Raw genomic sequence first — 17,311 nt, forward strand, 5'->3', positions numbered from 1 at the left:
TGACGGGAAGGAGACCGCTTCCGTGGCACGCACGCCCCTGCTGGCCGTACGCGGCGTCTCCAAGCGGTTCGGCGCCGTACAGGCGCTGAGCGACGTCGGACTCGACGTCGGCGAGGGTGAGGTCGTCGCGCTGGTCGGGGACAACGGTGCAGGCAAGTCCACCCTGGTCAAGGTCGTCTCCGGGGTGACCCCGCCGGACAGCGGGGTGATCGAGTGGGAGGGCCGGTGCGTCGACCTCCGCAGACCGGTGGACGCCCAGAACCTCGGCATCGCCACCGTCCACCAGGACCTGTCGCTGTGCGACAACCTCGACACGGTCGCCAATCTCTTCCTCGGCCGTGAGCTGCGCAGGTTCGGCATCCTGGACGAGGTCGAGATGGAGCGGCGCTGCCACAGACTGCTGAGCGCCCTGTCCATCCGGATCCCCAGCCTGCGCGTCCCGGTCGGCGCGCTCTCCGGCGGCCAGCGACAGATCATCGCCATCGCGCGCGCGATGATCGGCGAGCCGCGGGTCGTGGTCCTGGACGAGCCCACCGCCGCCCTCGGGGTCGGGGAGACCGCGTTGGTCCTGGAACTGGTCGAGCGCCTGCGGGCCCAGCGGCTCGGCGTGCTGGTGGTCAGCCACGACCTGGAGAACGTCCGGGCGGTCGCCGACCGAGTGGTGGTGCTGCGGCTCGGACGCAACAGCGGCTTCTTCGACACGAAGTACGCCACCCATGAGCAGATCGTCGCGGCCGTCACGGGCGACCACAGCATGGCCGTGACCCTGCAGCAGAGCCTGCTGCCCCGCGGGCTGCCCGAGCAGAACGCCCTGGACGTCGCCTACCGCTACCTGCCGGCGCGGTCGGGCGTCGGCGGGGACTGGTTCGACGTCATCCCGCTGTCCGGCACCCGCGTCGCGCTGGTCGTGGGGGACATCGTCGGGCACGGCGTGCACGCGGCCGCCACGATGGGCCGTCTCAGGACGGCGGTGCACAACTTCTCCATGCTGGACCTGCCTCCCGACGATCTCCTGGCCCACCTCGACGAGCTGGTCAACCGCATCGACAAGGACGACACGACCGGGCGCAGCGACCCCGGGATCACCGGAGCCACCTGCCTGTACGCGATCTACGATCCGGTGTCGAGGCGCTGCGAGCTGGCGCGGGCCGGCCACCTCCCGCCCGCGCTCGTGGCGCCGGACGGCACGGTGGAGTTCCTCGACCTGCCGGCCGGCCCACCGCTCGGCGTGGGCGGCCTGCCGTTCGAGACCACGCAGCTACAGGTGCCCGAGGGCGGCCGGCTGGTCCTGTACACCAACGGCCTCGTCGAGGACCGCCGCCGGGACATCGACTGCGGGCTGGAACTCCTGCGCGACACCCTGACCGACACCGACCGCACGCCCGAGGAGACCTGCGACGCGGTGTTCGACGTGTTGCTGCCCGTGAGCTCCACGGACGACGCGGTCCTGCTCGTGGCGCGCACCCGCGCGTTGTCGGCCGGGCAGGTCGCCCAGTGGGACGTCCCGCTGGATCCGGCCGCCGTGGCCGGGATCCGGGCCTCGGCCGGCCTGAAGCTGGCGCAGTGGCAGCTGGAGGACCTGGCGTTCACCACGGAGCTGATCCTCAGCGAGCTGATCACCAACGCGATCCGCTACGGCAGTGGACCGGTCAGCGTCCGTCTCATCCGGGACCGCACGCTGATCTGCGAGGTCTCGGACACCAGCAGCACCGCCCCGCACCTGCGCTACGCCGAGGCCACGGACGAGGGCGGACGCGGACTGTTCCTCGTCGCCCAGCTCTCCGAGCGCTGGGGTACCCGCTACACCCCCGCCTGCAAGATCATCTGGGCCGAGCAGCCGCTCTGACTCCCGGACGCCGCTCACGGGGCGAAGTCTCAGGAAGGCTCAGAGGGCGAAGTCGAGGCGTACGAACGGGTCGTGGTGGATGCGATCGATCGGCATCCCGGCGCGGTACAGGGCCCGGGCGGCGCTGTAGATCATCGGCCCGGGGCCGCTGACGTAGGCCTCGTGTTCCCGCCAGGGGCCGGCGGCCGTCAGCGCCTCGGGCAGGCCGGGAGCGGCGCCGGGGGTGTCCGCGTCGCAGACGGCGGCCCGTACGGTGAGCCAGTGGTGGTGCTGCGAGAGCCGCTGGATGTCCTCCAGCCCGTGCAGCTCGTTCGCGCTGCGGGCGCCCACGAAGACGTCCATCCGCCGTTGGGTACCGTCCAGGACGGCCTGCTCGACCAGCGCGCGGATCGGCGCGATCCCGGTACCGCCTGCGACGCACACGACGTCGCGGGTGGAGGCCGGATCGAGGGCCATGTCACCGAGGGGCCGGCCGAGCCGGAGGACGTCGCCGACCGCCGCGCGGTGCACCAGGGTGTTGCTGACCGGGCCGCCGGGAACGGCGCGGACGTGGAAGCTGATGGTCCCGTCCGGCCTCGGGGCGTTGGCGGGGGAGTAGTAGCGCCAGCTCTTCGGCCACCACGGGGTCTCCATGCTGACGAACTGCCCGCCGGTGAACGGGTACGGCTGGTCGGTCCGCACGGTGATCTCCGCGAGGTCGGGACCGTACCTGTGGTGGTGCACGATGCGGGCGTCCCAGACGGCCGGCCGCTCGGCGGCGTCGGCCGTGGCCGCGCCGTCCATGGCCTGCGCGGCCGCGGTGTAGGCGCGGGTCCAGGCAGCGGCGACGTCGGCGGTCCAGGCGGGGCCGGCGAAGTGCTCCAGCGTGGCGAGCAGGCACTCGCCGACCGCGGCGTAGTGTTCGCTCTGCGTGCCGAACTTGCGGTGGTCGCGGCCGAGTTCGGAGCAGAAACGGACCAGGGTGTCCGGATCGTCCACCAGGTCGACGATGAGCAGCAGGGCGCGCACCAGCTTGTCGTGCTGGATCTCCATGCGCTGCGGGAACAGATCGCGGACCTGGGGGTAGCGGTGGAACAGGGTCGCGTAGAAGTGGGCCGGGAGGTCCGCGGCATACGGCTCGACGGCGGCCACGCTCGCCCTGAGGAGGGCGATGTCGCGTTCGGAGAGGAGCGCACCGGTGCCGTTGGTCGTCGGCTGCGGACGGTCCTGCGGGTTCTCCGGTGCAGAGGGGTTGCTGACCGGGTGTGTGGCGCGAGACTTCACGCGACGACTCTCCTATCCAGTTCTTCGCGCCGAGAACCGTGTGCTGCGGGCGGAAAAGCGCCCTATTCTGCACATAGCGCGAATCGGATTTGCAAGTCGAGTCCGGTGAACAATTTGTGAAGCGCGTTACTGGCTGGTAGTTCTGGTCTCTGATACCGTTCGCCCGCGCGCGACCCTTGGGCGAGGCGGCCGGGTCGGTAATTTCGCCGGTATTCGATCACCGTCGCGATCGGCCCCGACAGAACTGATGGATTTTCTGATCGTTCTGCAGGGAATTTCGGCACGGATTTCTGACAGCCTTTTCGGGACAGGGCTGCGGAATCGATCTGACAGACGGCCAGCAGGCGGTGACGCCGAGGGCCGGGGCACCCCGTGCCCCGGCCCTCGTGGTGTCACAGCGTGGTCTGCCGCCGGTCGATCACCGTCCGCAGCTTGCCGCTGGTGGGCGTCCGCTCGAAGGCGGCGGTGCCGGCCGTCTCGACCGAGAAGGAGAGCAGTTCCTCGGTCACGGCCGAGTGCAGCTCGGGGATGGCGGCCAGGAAGGCGGCGCGGGCGGGCGCCCCGTCCGCGGCGTACCGCTCGTCCAGCCGGACGGTGGCCTGCTCCCGGCCGTCGCCGGCGTCCAGGATCAGCTGTAGTTCGCCCCGGTAGCCGAGCTCCTCCTCCGCCACCGCGATGAAGCGCCGGACGTTGAAGAAGTACGTGCCGACCCGGACGACGTCCCCGTACCGGCCGAGCAGTTCGATCCGCGGGGTGTGGCTGCCGCAGGGGCAGACGCCCTCGGCCGCGCGGCCGAGGTCGCCGATCTGGTACCGCTCCAGGCGCTGTCCGGCCCGGGTGCGGCTGGTGAAGACCAGGCGGCCCGGCTGCCCGGCGGGGACCGGGCGGTCGGCCTCCGGGTCCAGGATCTCCAGGGTGTGCAGGTCGGTCAGGACGTGGTGGACCGACCCCTCGGCCCGGGCGCACTGGTAGCCGAGCGGCCCGAGGTCGGTGCTGCCGTAGGACGCCGAACGGATCACTTCGACGCCGAAGTCCTCGGTGAGCACCCGGCGTTGCTCTGCCGTGAAGTGCTCGCCGCCGTAGAACACCTTCCGGATCCGGCCGTAGGCGCGCAGCGTGGCGCTCTGCGAGTGGAACAGCTGCCAGAGGTAGGACGGCATGCCGAACACCGTGTCCGCGCCGTACGTCACCAGCGCCTCGGCGGTTGCGGCGTGGTCGGTGCCGGCGGCGATGGGGAGCTGGGTGGCGTTGAGGCGCTCCAGGATCGAGAAGAAGCTGATGAAGCTTCCGTACATGCCACCACAGAAGAACAGGTTGGCGGCGCGGTCCCGGGCCGGGTCGAACCCGGCGGCGAGCAGGCCGTCGGCGGCGGCCCGCATCTGGGTGTCGTAGTCGGCGTTGGTGAACACCGACAGGGCCGGGGCCCCGGTGCTGCCGCCGCTGCGGAAGTACAGGTGGGCGTGCTCGGGCGCGAGGGTGCGCAGCTGCTCCTGCACGCCGGCCTTGTCCAGCAGCGGGCCGCTCGGCGCTGCGGGGACGGCGGCGGGGGCCGCCAGGTCGTCCAGGCAGGCGGTGGTGGCGAAGGCCTCGCCCGCGCGGACGGCCACCCGGCGGCTGTAGCGCTGGAGCGCGTAGACGCCGTCGTGGGGCTCGCCGTGGTAGCTGTCGAGCATCCCCCCGACCGGGGTGACCCGCAGCACGCCGGCGGCGACCATCGCCTGCGACAGCCGGGCGACGTCGGCGCGGCTGCCGCCGATCGCGGCGGTCTGCAGGTAGCGGCGCATCGGGCGCAGCACGGTCATGACGGAGGTGCGGGGCAGCGGCTTGACCCAGACGCTGCGGTTGAGCGGCGAGGCCGCCAGGGCGGGGCGGGTGTCGGCGAGGACGCGCCAGGACCTGTCCTCGGCGGCGACGACCCGGGTGAGACCGAGGTGTTCCTCCAGCCGGGCGATCAGTTCGGTGGTGGTGATCTCGGCGTGCTCGGCCGGTTCGAGCTCGGGCCGGGGCAGCTTGGCGGAGGCGTCGGCGAGGTGGGCCGCGAAGCGCTCGGCGAAGCCGAAGACGTCGCCGTCCTCCTCGGTGTCGAGGTAGATCACCTGGGGGCTTGAGCAGGCCTGCTGCTCGAAGCGGCAGACGTCGGCGGCGAGCGCGTCCAGGGTGGCCTCGTCCGACCAGGCGTCACGGGTCAGGTAGGCGAAGGAGATCCGGTGCCCCCACTCGACCAGCCGGCAGCCGGCCGGGACCAGCCCGGCGACCGAGCGTACGGCGTCCTCGCCGCCCCAGACCGCCACCGCGTCGGCGGGCTCGCACAGCAGCCGCAGCCACTCGGTGCGGGCGGAGGAGAAGCGGAGCACGACGATGCGGCGGGCCAGGGCACCGGTCGGGTCGGCGGCGGCGAGCTCGGCGAGCAGGTGCTGGGCGAGCAGGGTGTCGCCGCTGCTGGTCTTCAGGACGTTGAGATTTCCGGTGAGCAGGCCCTCGATGACGCTCAGCGGTGCGACGGCGGCGGCGTTGCCGGGGGCGATGTGAACCAGCAGCCCGACCGGCGCCCAGGCCTCGAAGGTGGTCTCGCGGGCGTCGGGCCGGGTGAGGCGCTCGGGGCGCAGGCCGCCGAGTTCGCGCCGGAGCTTGCGCTCCAGCGCGGGGCGGGCGATCGCCTCGGCGATCTCGGAGAGGGTCGCCGACGCCTCCTCCGGGTCGGTGCCGTCGGTGAGCACGCCGAGCAGGCGGGCGCGGACGGGGCCGTCCGGCGTGCCGAGGGCGTCGGCCAGCTGCTGGCAGGCGCTCAGGACCAGTTCGGTGGGCAGGGGTTCGGCGAGGGTGCGGGCGGCGAGCTCCGGCAGTTCGGCGAGCCGTCCGGCGGCCTCCTCGTCGCCGATGAACGAGCCCTGCCAGAAGTGGGGTTCGGCGGTCACGGGTACGGCGGTCGCGGATGCGGTGGTCACGACAGTCCCTTCAGGAGTTCGGCGGCGGCCGCCGCGCAGTTGCGGTTGCGGCTGACCCCGGCGCGGCCGTGGATCGTGAACCACGGCGTGGGCAGCGGGCAGGGGCACTCCTGCGCGGGGTGCAGCGAGGCGAGGTCGCCCATGACGACGCTCTGCGCCGGCACCGAGGTGATGTACGGGGAGACGAGGTGGAGGAAGCCGCGTTCGCCGTACGGCAGCGGCCGCAGGGTGCGGGTGTCGCGTACGGCCGCCCGCGACCAGACCGGAACGTGCAGCCGGTGGTGCCCGCACTCGATGTACGGCACGCAGTGCTCGACCGACCCGAAGGTGTCGCGGATCCGCTCGGAGGGGATGCCCAGCTGCTCCGTGACCTCGGCGTAGAACTCGTCCTTGCCGATCTGGCGGTCCGTGTGCCCCTTCCAGCCGCCGCCGAGCAGCACCAGGGAGCCGGCCGGCAGCTGGAGCGGCGGCAGGCCGAGCGCCCGCATCCGCTCCAGGGTGAAGTGCAGGAAGGCGGGGAAGCCCAGGATCCGTACCGGCAGGCCGTCCTCGGCGTACCTCCGGAGCGCCTCGATGCACCCGTGGACGTCGAACTCGTGGCCGCTGCCGGTGTGCCGCAGTGCGTGCGTGGTGTGGTTGGCCGGGGCGAAGTCGCAGAGGTAGTTGTCGGTGAACGAGGTGCCGAGCTTCAGCTGAGGGGCGGGCTCGTAGCTGTAGAGCAGGTAGTTGACGGGCTGCTCGGGGGTGATCCAGCCGTAGTGGTCGAAGATCCGGGCGACCATGCGCTGCGCGGAGCGGATCGTCCAGGTGTCGAAGAACATCTGCGACTTCTGGCCGGTGGTGCCGGAGGAGGTGAGGTGGAGGAAGACGTCGTCCCGCGGGATGGAGAGGACCTCGTGCCGCTTGAAGAAGTTGGCGTGCACCAGGGGCGTGCGGACGCCCTCGCCGACGGTCGGCGCGGCGGTCTCGGCCGGGCCGTCCAGCAGGGAGCGGTAGAACGGGGAGCGCTGCGCGTGCCAGGCGTTGGTCTCAGCCATCGCGGCGGCGAACAGGGCGTCGGTCTCCGGTCCGGCGGCGTACGGGGCGGTCAGGTCGCACAGCTGCTGGACGTGCGGGAGCGCGGCGGGGTCGGGGACCTCGACCGGCGCGAGATGGATGTTCACGGGGCAACCTCGGGAAGTGGTAGGTAGGTCGAGGTCCAGGCGGTCAGGTAGGCCAGCAGGTACGGCTGGAGCGGGCCGCTGACGGCCGTGGTCCTGAAGTCGATCTGGCGGCTGGTGCGGGAGAGCACCACGTAGTCGTGGAAGCGGTCGCCGAGGCGACGCATCGCCGGGTAGACGGCGCTCGGGACGAACCCGGCGGCCAGGAAGGCGCTCAGTCCGGCGGTGTCGGCCAGCGGCAGCAGCGTCTCCACGTAGTCGGCGCCTGCCCGGGAGACGGCGGCCATCAGAGGCTCCAGCGCCCCGGTGACGGCCGCCGGGGACGGGTGCACCGCCACCAGCGAGCAGCTCGCGGCGACCGGGTCCAGGTCGGCGTACGCCTCGAACGCGCCGTCCGGCGGGGTGAGGACGGCGTTCGGGACGTGCAGCGGGAAGAACCGTTCCGCCGGGTCGGGGAAGAGCTCCAGGAAGCGGCGGCGGACGAAGCCGGGCGCGGTGATCAGCTCCATCGGTGCGGTCACCGGTGCGGTCCGCCCGGCAGGCACAGTGGGGCCGTCCGTCACCTGCGGGTCGCCGTAGCCGAGGCCGGTGCTCCGCCGGGCGGCCTCCAGGAGCGGGACGAGGGCGCCCGGCACCTGGTCGACGCTCTCCCGCCGGGCGAGGACGCCGTCGGCGTGCCGGGCGAACAGCGCGAGGCTCTCGCACCCGGCGACCTCGACGGCGTTCGGCATCAGGCCGAGGGCCCGGAAGCCGTTGCGGGCGAAGACCTGCTGCGGGCCGGGGGTGACGACCCGGACGGTCGCGTAGATCGAGTCCGGGGTGCCGGTCGCGAACGCGTCCGCGCAGACCGCGGCGGTCAGCCGTCCGGCCAGCCCGCCGCCCCGTTGCTCGGGGTGGACCGCCAGGCCCACCAGCTTGCCGATCCGGCTGCCGGGGTCGGTCTGCACCGCCACCGACCCGGCCAGGTGGCCGGCGCCCTCCTCGCGCGCGGTGAGCCAGTGGGTGTGCGGGTCGGCGATGAGGCGGCGCATCTCCTCGGGGTCGCTGCCGAGGGCGACGGGGTAGCCGTGGCCGTAGACGTCGAAGTAGAGCTGCCGCAGCTGCGCGACGTCCTGCGGGGTCGCGGGGGCGATCGTCACGGTCATCGGGCACTCTCGATCGTCGCTTCGGGTTCCGGGGCCGCTTCGGGCTCCGGGACGGCCGGTTCGCGCCGACCGGTCCACCACAGCGCCGCGGCGACCGGCAGCACGCCGATGGCCTGGACCAGGCACAGCGTGCGCGGCGAGAGGTGGTCGCCGAGCAGGCCGAAGACCAGCGAGGACACCGGGAAGGTCGCCCCCAGCAGGGCCTGCATCACGGCGAAGAAGCCGGGCCGGTCCTCGGCCGGCACCAGCCGCTGGAACAGCGCCACGAACCGTACGCCGATCACTCCCACGCACCAGCCGGCGACCGCCATCGAGGCGACGGCCGCGGCCTGGGCGGCGGCCACTCCGGGCAGGGCGAGCGCGGCGGCCATCAGGCCCAGGCAGCCGGCGCCGACCACGGTGGGCGTGCCCGGCAGGCGGCCGCCGGTGAACGAGCCCACCAGCGTGCCGGCGCCGAGGGCAGCCTCCAGGGCGGCGACGGTCGAGCCGTCGGCGTGCAGCACCGTCCGGGTGTACAGCGGCATCACCACGAACACCGCCGTGGTGAACACGTTCGCCGCGGTGAAGCAGAGCAACACCCGGCGGACGAAGGGCAGTTCGGCCAGGATGCGGCGCAGCGGGCGCCGTGCGGCGGGTGCGCCGCCGTCAGTGGCCGGGGAGTCCGGGGCGCCGGGGAACCGGGTCGCGCCGATCAGCGCGGCCGCCAGCAGGTAGGCGCCGGCGCACCCGGCGACGATGCCGGCCAGGCCCGCGGCGTCGACCACCAGCGGGCCCAGCAGCCCGCCGGCGAGCCCGGCCAGCGACTGGGTGCTGAGCTCGAAGCCGGTCGCGGCCTCGATGTCGGCGTCCTCGACCAGCTCGGGTACGGACGTGGTCAGGCAGGGGTCGAAGACCGCCTGGCAGCCCGCAAGCAGCAGCGCGGCACCGTACGCGACGGCCATCGGCGGCGTCGCGGCGTACGTCCACCCGGCGGTGCCGAGGGCGACCAGACCGGCGACGGCGGCCGAGCCGCCCAGCACCGTGCGGTGCGGGCAGCGAGCGATGAGCGCGGCCACCAGCGGCACCAGGGCGACCGCGGGCAGGGTGCTGACGGCGAGGAACGCGCCGGAGGCGAGGCCGCGGTCGGCGCCGGCGGCGTAGCCCACCAGCCACCACACGGCGCCGACCTGGAACATCCGTCCGGCGGCCTGGGTGAGGACCTGGGCGGCCCACACGGCGCCGAAGCGACGGTTGCGCAGGACGAGCGGCAGGCGGCGGGTGGCCGGTCCCGGGTCGGACACGGTGGCGGTCACGAGTGCGGCCGTTCGTCGAGGACGCGGATCAGCTTGCCGGTCCGGGCGTTGACAGTGAGTTCGTGCTGGCGGACCCAGGTGACGGACAGCGGGTGCACGTAGCCGGCGGCGACCGCCTCCGGGTACAGCGGGCGCGCCGCGTGGATCGCGGACTCGACGGCGGCGGCCAGTTCGGGGAGCCCGGCGGGGTTCCCGTCGCAGGCCAGGCGCAGCACGAGACCGTCCCGGGCGTCCCAGCGGCGCACCACCAGCTGGACGCCGGTGACCCGGCCGGCCGGATCGGCGGACCGGACGAGGTCGAGCACGTCCTGGGTGTACAGCGACACCGGCCCCACCCGGACGCCCTCCTGGGCCCGGCCGAGGATGCGGAACTGCCCGGCGGCGGCGTCGGTCCACTCGCCGCGGTCGCCGACGGGGTAGCGCAGCACCGGCATCAGCTGTCGCCGCAGGTCGGTCACCACGACCCGGCCCGGCACTCCCTCGCGGGTGATCGGCTCGCCGGTGTGGTCGTCGAGGATCTCCACCACGGTCTCCGGGGCGAACGTCCGGTGCACCCGGGTGTCCGGTCCGGGGACCGGCCGGCCGAGCAGTCCGGCGTCGACGGCGGCGTAACCGATCGACGAGATACGGGCGTTGGGGAACACCTTGCCGAGCAGCGGCTGCTGGTCCTGGTAGAGGCCTTCGCCGCCGAACAACAGCAGCTCCACGTGCGGGAGTTCGCGGCCGGAGGCCAGAAGGTGGTCGGCCAGCCCGCACAGCGTGGTCGGGGTGCCGGCCACCACCTCGACCTCGAACTGCTCCAGGGTCTGGGCGGTCGACTCCAGCGGCGCCGCTCCGCCGATCGGCAGGCGGACGTTGGCGACGGGGGAATGCTGCAGCGCGTCGAGGATGAAGGTGTAGCTGGCGTACAGGTCGCCCGCGTAGAAGAGGTCGGCGACCCGGTGCCCCGGACGCAGCCCGGCGTCGACCAGGCCGGCGCCGAACGAGGTGGTGAACTCCCTCCACTCCTCGCGGCTGTAGAAGGAGAACTTGGGCGAGCCGGTGGTGCCACCGCTCTTGAAGACCACCGCCTCCTCCAGCGGACCGGTCAGCAGCCGGTTGCCGCGGGGCGTGTTCGCCTGCCAGAACTCGGTCTGCGGGACCACCGGGAGATCGGTCAACTTCGCTGTCCGGTCGGGTAGACCGGCGTACAGCTCCGCATAGAAGGGTGAATTGCGGCGCGCGAAGCGTACGAGTTCCGCTATCGGTTGAACGGGCATCAATTCCTGCTCTGAGGAGAACGGACCGAGCGCGCGGCACCAGGGGTTCGGGTGTGCGCAGGTCATTCGGTCGACACTGATAGGAAGTCAGGAGTGCTTGGCCTTCCACTCGCGAGAAGAAAGGCTAGCACCTTGATGTGCCTTCGGATTGCAGCCTGAACTGTCGTCAGTGCGGCAGGAGAGCTATCTGAGGCCTCGTCAACGGTTTTTGCCTGGAGAGGGCGAACGAAATGGTGAGGTACATCTCACGGAAGGTTCGATCGGGGCCGCACCGCAGCGGGACGAAGCGATTCCCGCTGCTTTGTAGTTGAATGCGAGACATTTCATGTGCGGCTGCCGGATTGACGCCCGGATGCCGGAATTGCCACCCGCCGTTCAGGGGGGATGGCGGCTCCGCCGTCCGGGGGGTTTTCCGGGTTTCGTCACCGTTGTGTCACGCCTGGACGGCCGGGGAACCGGCATGGGAGCGGCGCCTGTGTAACCGGGCGGATGCCGACGCCGGGTCGGCTCCGCTCGTTCGTCCGGGAGGCGCCATGCAGTACACGAGAAGCATCCGAAGAGCGGCCGTCGCGATCGTCGCGGCCGCGGCGACGACTGTGCTGGCCACCGCGTGCGGGCCGGGGGACGCCGAGACCGGAGCGGCCACGGCGGCCACGGCGGCGCCGACGTCCGCGGCCGGTGCGAGCGCCGGCTCCTCCGCACCCGCCCCGGGGAGCACGTCGTCACCGGCCGCGAAGGGATCGCCCGCCGCGCCGTCCACCGGGCCGTCCAAGGGGGCTTCGACGGGGGCCTCGGCCGGTGCGGCGCCGGCTTGTGCGGCGGGCGATCTGAAGGCCGACGCGCACCAGGCGAAGGAGCGGCCCGATGGCACGGGGATCGGAGCGGCGATCATCGGGTTCGCCAACACCTCCGGCCACGCGTGCACCCTGAAGGGCTTTCCGACGGTGGCCGGAGCGGGCAACGGCGGCCCGGGCCACAACATGCCGCTGACGGTGACCCACACCGGGTCCGAAGCAGCGGTCAAGCTGGCACCGGGCGGGAAGGCGTGGGTAAAGCTCACCTTCGTCCAGGTCCAGGGCGAGGCCGACGGCTACTGCGTCTCCGGAGCCACGCCCGTCGCCTTCCCCTCGCTCGTGCTGGGCCTGCCGGAGGCGGGATCGCACCAAGTGGGCCTGGACGAAGGCCTCTTCGCGGAGTGCGACAACAAGGTGACCACCACCGCAGTGCTGGCGGTCAGTCCTTCCTGACGCCCGTGCCGACCGTCGACGGGGCGAGCCGCAGCACCGGAAGCGCCGAGAGCGCGGCCGCCGCGGCGGCGCCGGCGGCGGCCATCGCGAGGACCGTCCAGCCGGACGGCCCGTGGGCGATGCCCGCGCCGATGCCGCCCAGCTCGCCCTGCCGGTCGATGACCCAGCGGACGAGCGGGATGCCGAGGGCCGAGCCCGCGGCGACCGTGGCCAGGGCGATGGCCGTCCCCCGGGTGGCCATCACGACGGCGGACTGGGCCGGTGTCAGGCCGATCGCCCGGAGCAGCCCGAGATCCCGGCGGCGGTCGAGGAAGCCGGCGGCGGCCGTGGTGAGCAGGTCGACCAGGCAGATGAGCGCGAGCAGGACCAGCAGGCCGACCACGCAGGCCCGCAGCGCGCCGGGCCGGGTGACCGGTCCGCTCGGGAGGCGGATCTCCACCTGCCCGGCGAGGCCGGCGCGGGCCGGGAGGTCGCGCTGGACCTCGGCCGGGTCGTGGCCGGAGCGCAGGACCAGGCGCCAGAAGTCCGGGTGCGTGGGGTCGCCGGGCCGGTCGAGGGTGTCGAAGCCGGTGGACAGGACGCGCCCGCCGTGTTCCGGTTCGAGGTCGCGCCCGACGATGTGCAGGATGCGCGGGGTGCCGCCGGTGGTGACCCGGATCCACTGGCCGACCCGGGCGCCGAGCAGATCGAGGGCGCCCTGACCGGCGACGGCCTCGTCGGTCGCGCGGATCGCCCGGCCCTCGACGACGGTGTACGGGTACGGCGCGTCGGTGGTCCCCACGGCGCGCAGGGTGAAGGTGGCGGACTGTCCCGGCGCGAGGGCCTGGATCTCGGTGCCCGGATAGACACCCTGCACGGCGGAGTCGGCGGCCAGGGCGCCGGTGAGCTGCCCGTCGCCGGGAGTCGGCTGGGCGGCGGTCCGGCGGACCGTGACGGACGGGGCCGTGACGCCGCCGTCGGGCCGGGTGACGGCGTCGAGCGTGGTCCAGGTACTCAGGGCCAGGGTGGCCGCGACGACCGGGACGGTCAGCCGGACGGCGCTCACGAGCAGGCCCGAGCGCCGGCGCAGGACGCCGCCGAGTCCGAGCACGAGGGCCGGTGGCAGCCGCCGCAGCACGCCGAGCCGGACCGGCCGAGCCGTCATGGCCGGTGGCCGGGTGCCGTCCGTCGGGGGCACGGGGGCGACCCGGGCGGCGCGCAGGGCGGGCAGTGCGGCGGCGGCCCCGATGGCCACGAGGGCGGCGGCGGTGACGGCGCCGGTGGTTGCCGTACCGCCGGGAACGAGCCGGTGGAGCGCGTCGGCCCCGCCGCCGAGGGCCGGGACGGCATGCGCGGCGATCGCGGCGCCGCCGGCGCCGAGCAGGACCCCGGCGCCGGCCAGCAACAGCTGTTCGGCGATGAACATCCAGGCGACCTGGCCGGCGGTGAAGCCGAGCGCCTTGAGCAGGGCGATGTCACCGGTCCTCGCCCTGATCCGCCCGCCGGCCGCGCCGGCCACCGCGAGGGCGGCCGACAGCAGCGCGCCCAGGCCGCTGAGCCCGAGCAGCAGGCCGGCGAGCCGATTGTCCTGCTGCCGTGCGGCCCGCGCGTCCAGCCACGTGGTGATCCGGGACACCCGCTCGGCTCCCATGACGCTAACCACCCGCTGGGCCGTGTACCCGGCGTCGGAGGGCCGGGCCAGCCGGAGCCCGAGGGTGAGGCCGTGTGCCGCCTGGTCCGGCTGGACCAGGTCGAGCGTGGCGGGCAGGGTCCAGCCGAGGTCGTAGCCCGCGGCCTGGCTGGGGAGCTGGTCGGGGCTGTCCGCGATGCCGAGGACCCGCAGCTCGACCGCCGCGCCGTGGCCGTCGAGGACGGTCAGGCGGTCCCCGGGGCGGGCCCAGGCGGCGTCGGCCGCCGACTGTTCGAGCACGATGCCGTGGACGTCGGCGGGGTCGAGCCAGGTGCCGGACCGCAGCAGCGGTCGAGCCGCGCCCGGGGTGTCGCCGCGCAGCACGAGCGTGGTGCGGTCGGTGCGGTCCGCAGCGCCGGTGGGTGCGGCGGCGCCGTCGGCGCGCCGGCCGACCAGGGTGGTCTCGGCCGTGTGCTGTGGCGGTGAGACCGCGAGCACCCCGGGTTCCCGGCCGAGGACGGCGATCGACGGCTCGTCGGCGGCGCTGCCGGTGGTGCCCGCGTTCCCCGCGGACGGGCGCAGGTCGATCCTGACGTCGGGTGAACCGGCGGCCCGGAACTGCTGCTGCCACGGGTCGGCGGCGGCTCCGAGCAGCGTGCCGGCGAGCAGCAGGGCGGCGACGGTGCCGCCGGTGGCGAGGACGATCAGCAGGGCGTGGACGCGGTGCGAGCGCAGGTCGGCCCGGACCCAGCGGAGGAAGGCGCGCACCGGATCACCCGCCGAAGTCGATGACGTCGCGGACCCCGTTGGCACTGCGCCACGCGGCCGGGGGCTCCTCCACCCGGGCGTCGTCGGCGATCCGGCCGTCGAAGAGGCTGACGACCCGGTCGGCGGTGCTCGCCGCCCGGGCGTCGTGGGTGACCAGCACGATGGTGGTGCCCTGTTCGTGGTAGCGGCTGAGCAGGGCGAGGACGTCGCGGGTGCTGCGGCTGTCGAGGTTTCCGGTCGGCTCGTCGGCGAGGAGCAGCTGCGGCCGGTTCACCAGTGCTCGGGCGAGGGCGACCCGCTGGCGCTCACCGCCGGAGAGCTCCCCGGGCCCGGCGCCGGCCTTGTGCGCGAGGCCGAGGTCGTCCAGGAGTTCCTCGCGGCGTTCGCGGGCGGTGCGGCCGGACATGCCCGCGAGGACCGCGGTCAGTTCGATGTTGTCGGCGACGGAGAAGTCGGAGAGCAGGTTGCCGCTCTGGAAGACGATGCCGTAGCGGCGGCGGCGCAGCCGGGCCCACGCGGCCTCCCGGAGCCGGTCGACCCGGCGGCCGTCGAGCCACAGCTCGCCCTCGTCGGGCCGGAGCAGACCGCCGAGGAGGTGCAGCAGGGTGGACTTGCCGGCGCCCGAGGGGCCGGTGACGGCGACGAACTCGCCATGGTCGACGCGCAGGCTGATGCCGCGGACGGCGGGTATCAGGGTCGCGCCGCTCAGGTGCGAGCGCACCAGCGCGTCGGCGGCCAGCAGCGGCGGCGAGGTCGGCTCCGCGCCGGTCATGTGAGCTCCTCCTGGCAGCGTTCCAGCCAGTCGAGGTCGGCCTGCAGGTGCAGGACCGCTCCCTCGATCAGCAGCAGTGAGGTCCGGTTGCCGCGCTCGGTGGCGGCCAGCTTGTTGAGTCCCCGCATCATGTTGATGCAGTGCCGGCGCTGGTTGTTGATCAGCGTCAGCCGGTCGGCGAGGTCGGTGCCTTCGGCGAGGATGAGCTTCATGAAGAACTCGTCCCTGACCCTGGGCCCCTCGGTGGGTGCCCCGAACCAGCCGGCGAGTTCCTCGACGCCCTTCTCGGTGATCTCGTAGACCTTCTTGTCCGGTCTGCCTTCCTGCGTCACCTCGGTGCCCCGGATCAGGCCGGACTTCTCCAGCCGGCTCAGGGTCACGTAGATCTGGCCGATGTTCGGCTGAGGGTACGCCGCGCCGAAGGTCTGCTCAAGGCCCTGCTTGAGCTCGTACCCGTAGGCGGGCTGCCGGGCCAGCAGCGCCAGCAGCTGATGGCGCACCGGGCGTCACCTCTTCCTCTCATGCGTTTGGGCTGGTTACACCTCGGTCACACAGTACGGGCAGGTGGGCACCCCCGAGCAGGGAGGCCGTATAAAGGGACGTGCGTCGGCGCCCACCCGCGCCGACGGAACGAAGGAGTTCCATGGACAGCCGGCCGCCCACCGGGCCCGATATGGGCCGTCGGCGCGTGACGCGCGCGCTGGTGGGCGGGACGGTGCTCGCGGCCGGGGGCGGGTCCGCCTGGTACGGCCTGGCCGGCCGGACGCGGGCGGCGGGCGACCCGGACGGCGTCGGGCCGGTCACGCTGGCCACCGGCCGGGACACCACGCGCTACCTGCGCGGGCTGCTCGCCGACTGGAACGCCGAGCACCCGGACCAGCCGGCCGAGCTGGTCGAGCTGCCCGAGGCGGCGGACGAGGTGCACGCGCAGCTCGCCGGGGAGCTGTCGGCCGGCGGCAGCCGGTTCGACGTCCTCAACCTCGACGTGGTGTGGACGGCAGAGTTCGCAGCCAGGCGCTGGACCGTGCCGCTGGACGAGTCGGACTTCGCGCTGGACCGCTTCCTGCCGCCGGTCGTCCGGACCGGCCGCTACGACGGCCGACTGTACGCGGTGCCGTTCGTCGCCAACGCCGCCCTGCTGTACTACCGCAGTGACGTGCTGGCCGAGGCCGGCGAGCAGCCGCCCACCACGTGGGCCGACCTGGCGCGGCAGGCGAGGACGCTGGCCCCCGCCCACGGGCTGTCCGGGTACGCGGGCCAGCTCAGCCCGTACGAGGGGCTCGCCGTCAACGCCCTGGAGGCCATCCGCTCGGCCGGCGGGGACCTGCTGGCCGGCGACGGATCGGTGGTGGTCGACAGCCCGCAGGCCCGGGCCGGGCTGGAGTTCCTGGCCGAGGGCGTGCGCGACGGCTGGATCGCGCCCGAGGTGCTCGGCTACCGCGAGGAGGAGTCCCGCGAGGCGTTCGGCCGGGGCGGTGTGCTCTTCCTGCGGAACTGGCCGTACGTGTACCACGCGGCCGGTGCGGCCGGTTCGCCGGTCGCGGGGCGGTTCGGCGTGGTGCCGCTGCCCGGTCCGCACGGGCCCGGCAGCGGTGTGCTGGGCGGGTCGGGGCTGGCGGTCAGCCGGTTCTCCCGGCGGCAGCGCACCGCACGGGCGCTGATCGCCTACCTGACGAGCCGTCGGGCGCAGTACCGCGTCCTGACCGACGGCGGGCTGCCGCCGGTGTGGGCGGACCTCTACGCGGATCCGGACCTGACGGCCCGGTTCCCGTACCTTCCCGTGCTGCGCACGGCCATCCTCGCGGCCGGGGCGCGCCCCGGCGTTCCGCAGTACCAGCAGCTGAGCCTCGCGTTCAGCGAGGCGGCGTTCGAGGTCGTGTCGGGCCGCCGGACCGCGGAGGCGGCGCTGCCCCGCCTGGCCGCCGACCTGCGCGCCGTCGTCGGCTGAGCCGAATCTCACGCGGCTTCCAGGCGCTTACCTAACACGTATCTATGCCTGATCCGG

Annotated in this window: 12 protein-coding genes; 3 read left to right on the forward strand and 9 right to left on the reverse strand. The window is 73.5% G+C overall.

Going from position 1 to position 17,311, the window contains the following annotated elements; genetic code table 11:
* Window positions 1-22: 22 nt before the first annotated feature.
* The gene (locus F7Q99_RS43735) at window positions 23-1,846 is read left to right on the forward strand and encodes a SpoIIE family protein phosphatase (RefSeq protein WP_153465442.1); all 1,824 of its coding nucleotides are present in this window, start codon (window positions 23-25) and stop codon (window positions 1,844-1,846) included.
* 39 nt (window positions 1,847-1,885) lie between these two features.
* Here F7Q99_RS43735 and F7Q99_RS43295 read toward each other — a convergent pair whose 3' ends face one another.
* The 6 genes from F7Q99_RS43295 to F7Q99_RS26705 all read right to left on the reverse strand — a co-directional run bounded on the left by F7Q99_RS43295 (window position 1,886) and on the right by F7Q99_RS26705 (window position 10,910).
* Window positions 1,886-3,109 carry a globin domain-containing protein gene (locus F7Q99_RS43295; RefSeq protein WP_326847135.1) on the reverse strand — a complete coding sequence of 408 codons (1,224 nt, stop codon included), beginning with the start codon at window positions 3,107-3,109 and terminating at the stop codon, window positions 1,886-1,888.
* A gap of 392 nt (window positions 3,110-3,501) precedes the next feature.
* A complete protein-coding gene (locus tag F7Q99_RS26685; RefSeq protein ID WP_326847136.1) occupies window positions 3,502-6,054 on the reverse strand; it encodes an acyl-CoA reductase in 2,553 nt (850 codons plus the stop codon).
* Window positions 6,051-7,217, reverse strand: coding sequence for a LuxE/PaaK family acyltransferase (locus F7Q99_RS26690; protein WP_326847137.1), 1,167 nt, complete (start codon window positions 7,215-7,217; stop codon window positions 6,051-6,053). Before F7Q99_RS26690 ends, F7Q99_RS26685 begins: the two co-directional genes overlap by 4 nt.
* Window positions 7,214-8,359 carry a GNAT family N-acetyltransferase gene (locus tag F7Q99_RS26695; RefSeq protein ID WP_153465444.1) on the reverse strand — a complete coding sequence of 382 codons (1,146 nt, stop codon included), beginning with the start codon at window positions 8,357-8,359 and terminating at the stop codon, window positions 7,214-7,216. The genes F7Q99_RS26690 and F7Q99_RS26695 overlap by 4 nt, the downstream gene beginning before the upstream one ends.
* On the reverse strand, window positions 8,356-9,651 hold the full coding sequence (locus F7Q99_RS26700; protein ID WP_326847138.1) for an MFS transporter: 1,296 nt from the start codon (window positions 9,649-9,651) through the stop codon (window positions 8,356-8,358). The genes F7Q99_RS26695 and F7Q99_RS26700 overlap by 4 nt, the downstream gene beginning before the upstream one ends.
* The gene (locus F7Q99_RS26705) at window positions 9,648-10,910 is read right to left on the reverse strand and encodes a phenylacetate--CoA ligase family protein (RefSeq protein ID WP_153465446.1); all 1,263 of its coding nucleotides are present in this window, start codon (window positions 10,908-10,910) and stop codon (window positions 9,648-9,650) included. Before F7Q99_RS26705 ends, F7Q99_RS26700 begins: the two co-directional genes overlap by 4 nt.
* Window positions 10,911-11,443: 533 nt before the next feature.
* Here F7Q99_RS26705 and F7Q99_RS26710 point away from each other — a divergent pair.
* The gene (locus tag F7Q99_RS26710; protein ID WP_153465448.1) at window positions 11,444-12,157 is read left to right on the forward strand and encodes a DUF4232 domain-containing protein; all 714 of its coding nucleotides are present in this window, start codon (window positions 11,444-11,446) and stop codon (window positions 12,155-12,157) included.
* Here the strand turns inward: F7Q99_RS26710 and F7Q99_RS41520 are convergent.
* From F7Q99_RS41520 to F7Q99_RS26725, 3 genes are read right to left on the reverse strand one after another with little or no spacing between them, the layout of a single operon-like run.
* Window positions 12,144-14,534 (reverse strand): FtsX-like permease family protein, encoded by a 2,391-nt coding sequence (locus F7Q99_RS41520; protein ID WP_153465450.1) that lies wholly within the window; start codon window positions 14,532-14,534, stop codon window positions 12,144-12,146. The two genes, F7Q99_RS26710 and F7Q99_RS41520, sit on opposite strands and share 14 nt — an antisense overlap.
* 4 nt (window positions 14,535-14,538) lie before the next feature.
* Window positions 14,539-15,306: an ABC transporter ATP-binding protein gene (locus tag F7Q99_RS26720; protein WP_153465452.1), complete on the reverse strand. Its 768-nt coding sequence runs from the start codon at window positions 15,304-15,306 to the stop codon at window positions 14,539-14,541.
* Entirely contained in the window at window positions 15,303-15,806 is a 504-nt protein-coding gene (locus tag F7Q99_RS26725; RefSeq protein WP_326847139.1) for a PadR family transcriptional regulator, read from the reverse strand. Before F7Q99_RS26725 ends, F7Q99_RS26720 begins: the two co-directional genes overlap by 4 nt.
* 143 nt (window positions 15,807-15,949) lie before the next feature.
* On the opposite strand from F7Q99_RS26725, the gene F7Q99_RS26730 reads away from it, so the two are divergent.
* Window positions 15,950-17,254, forward strand: a complete 1,305-nt coding sequence (locus tag F7Q99_RS26730) for an ABC transporter substrate-binding protein (protein ID WP_230210327.1) — start codon at window positions 15,950-15,952, stop codon at window positions 17,252-17,254.
* Window positions 17,255-17,311 lie beyond the last annotated feature (57 nt).

Origin of the sequence: Streptomyces kaniharaensis, assembly GCF_009569385.1 — a bacterium.
GTDB lineage: Bacteria > Actinomycetota > Actinomycetes > Streptomycetales > Streptomycetaceae > Kitasatospora > Kitasatospora kaniharaensis.

Coding starts and splice junctions, on each gene's coding strand:
- F7Q99_RS26695 (WP_153465444.1), bottom strand. CDS start 8,359: ATGACCGTGACGATCGCCCCCGCGACCCCGCAGGACGTCGCGCAGCTG.
- F7Q99_RS26705 (WP_153465446.1), bottom strand. CDS start 10,910: ATGCCCGTTCAACCGATAGCGGAACTCGTACGCTTCGCGCGCCGCAAT.
- F7Q99_RS26710 (WP_153465448.1), top strand. CDS start 11,444: ATGCAGTACACGAGAAGCATCCGAAGAGCGGCCGTCGCGATCGTCGCG.
- F7Q99_RS26720 (WP_153465452.1), bottom strand. CDS start 15,306: ATGACCGGCGCGGAGCCGACCTCGCCGCCGCTGCTGGCCGCCGACGCG.
- F7Q99_RS26730 (WP_230210327.1), top strand. CDS start 15,950: ATGGACAGCCGGCCGCCCACCGGGCCCGATATGGGCCGTCGGCGCGTG.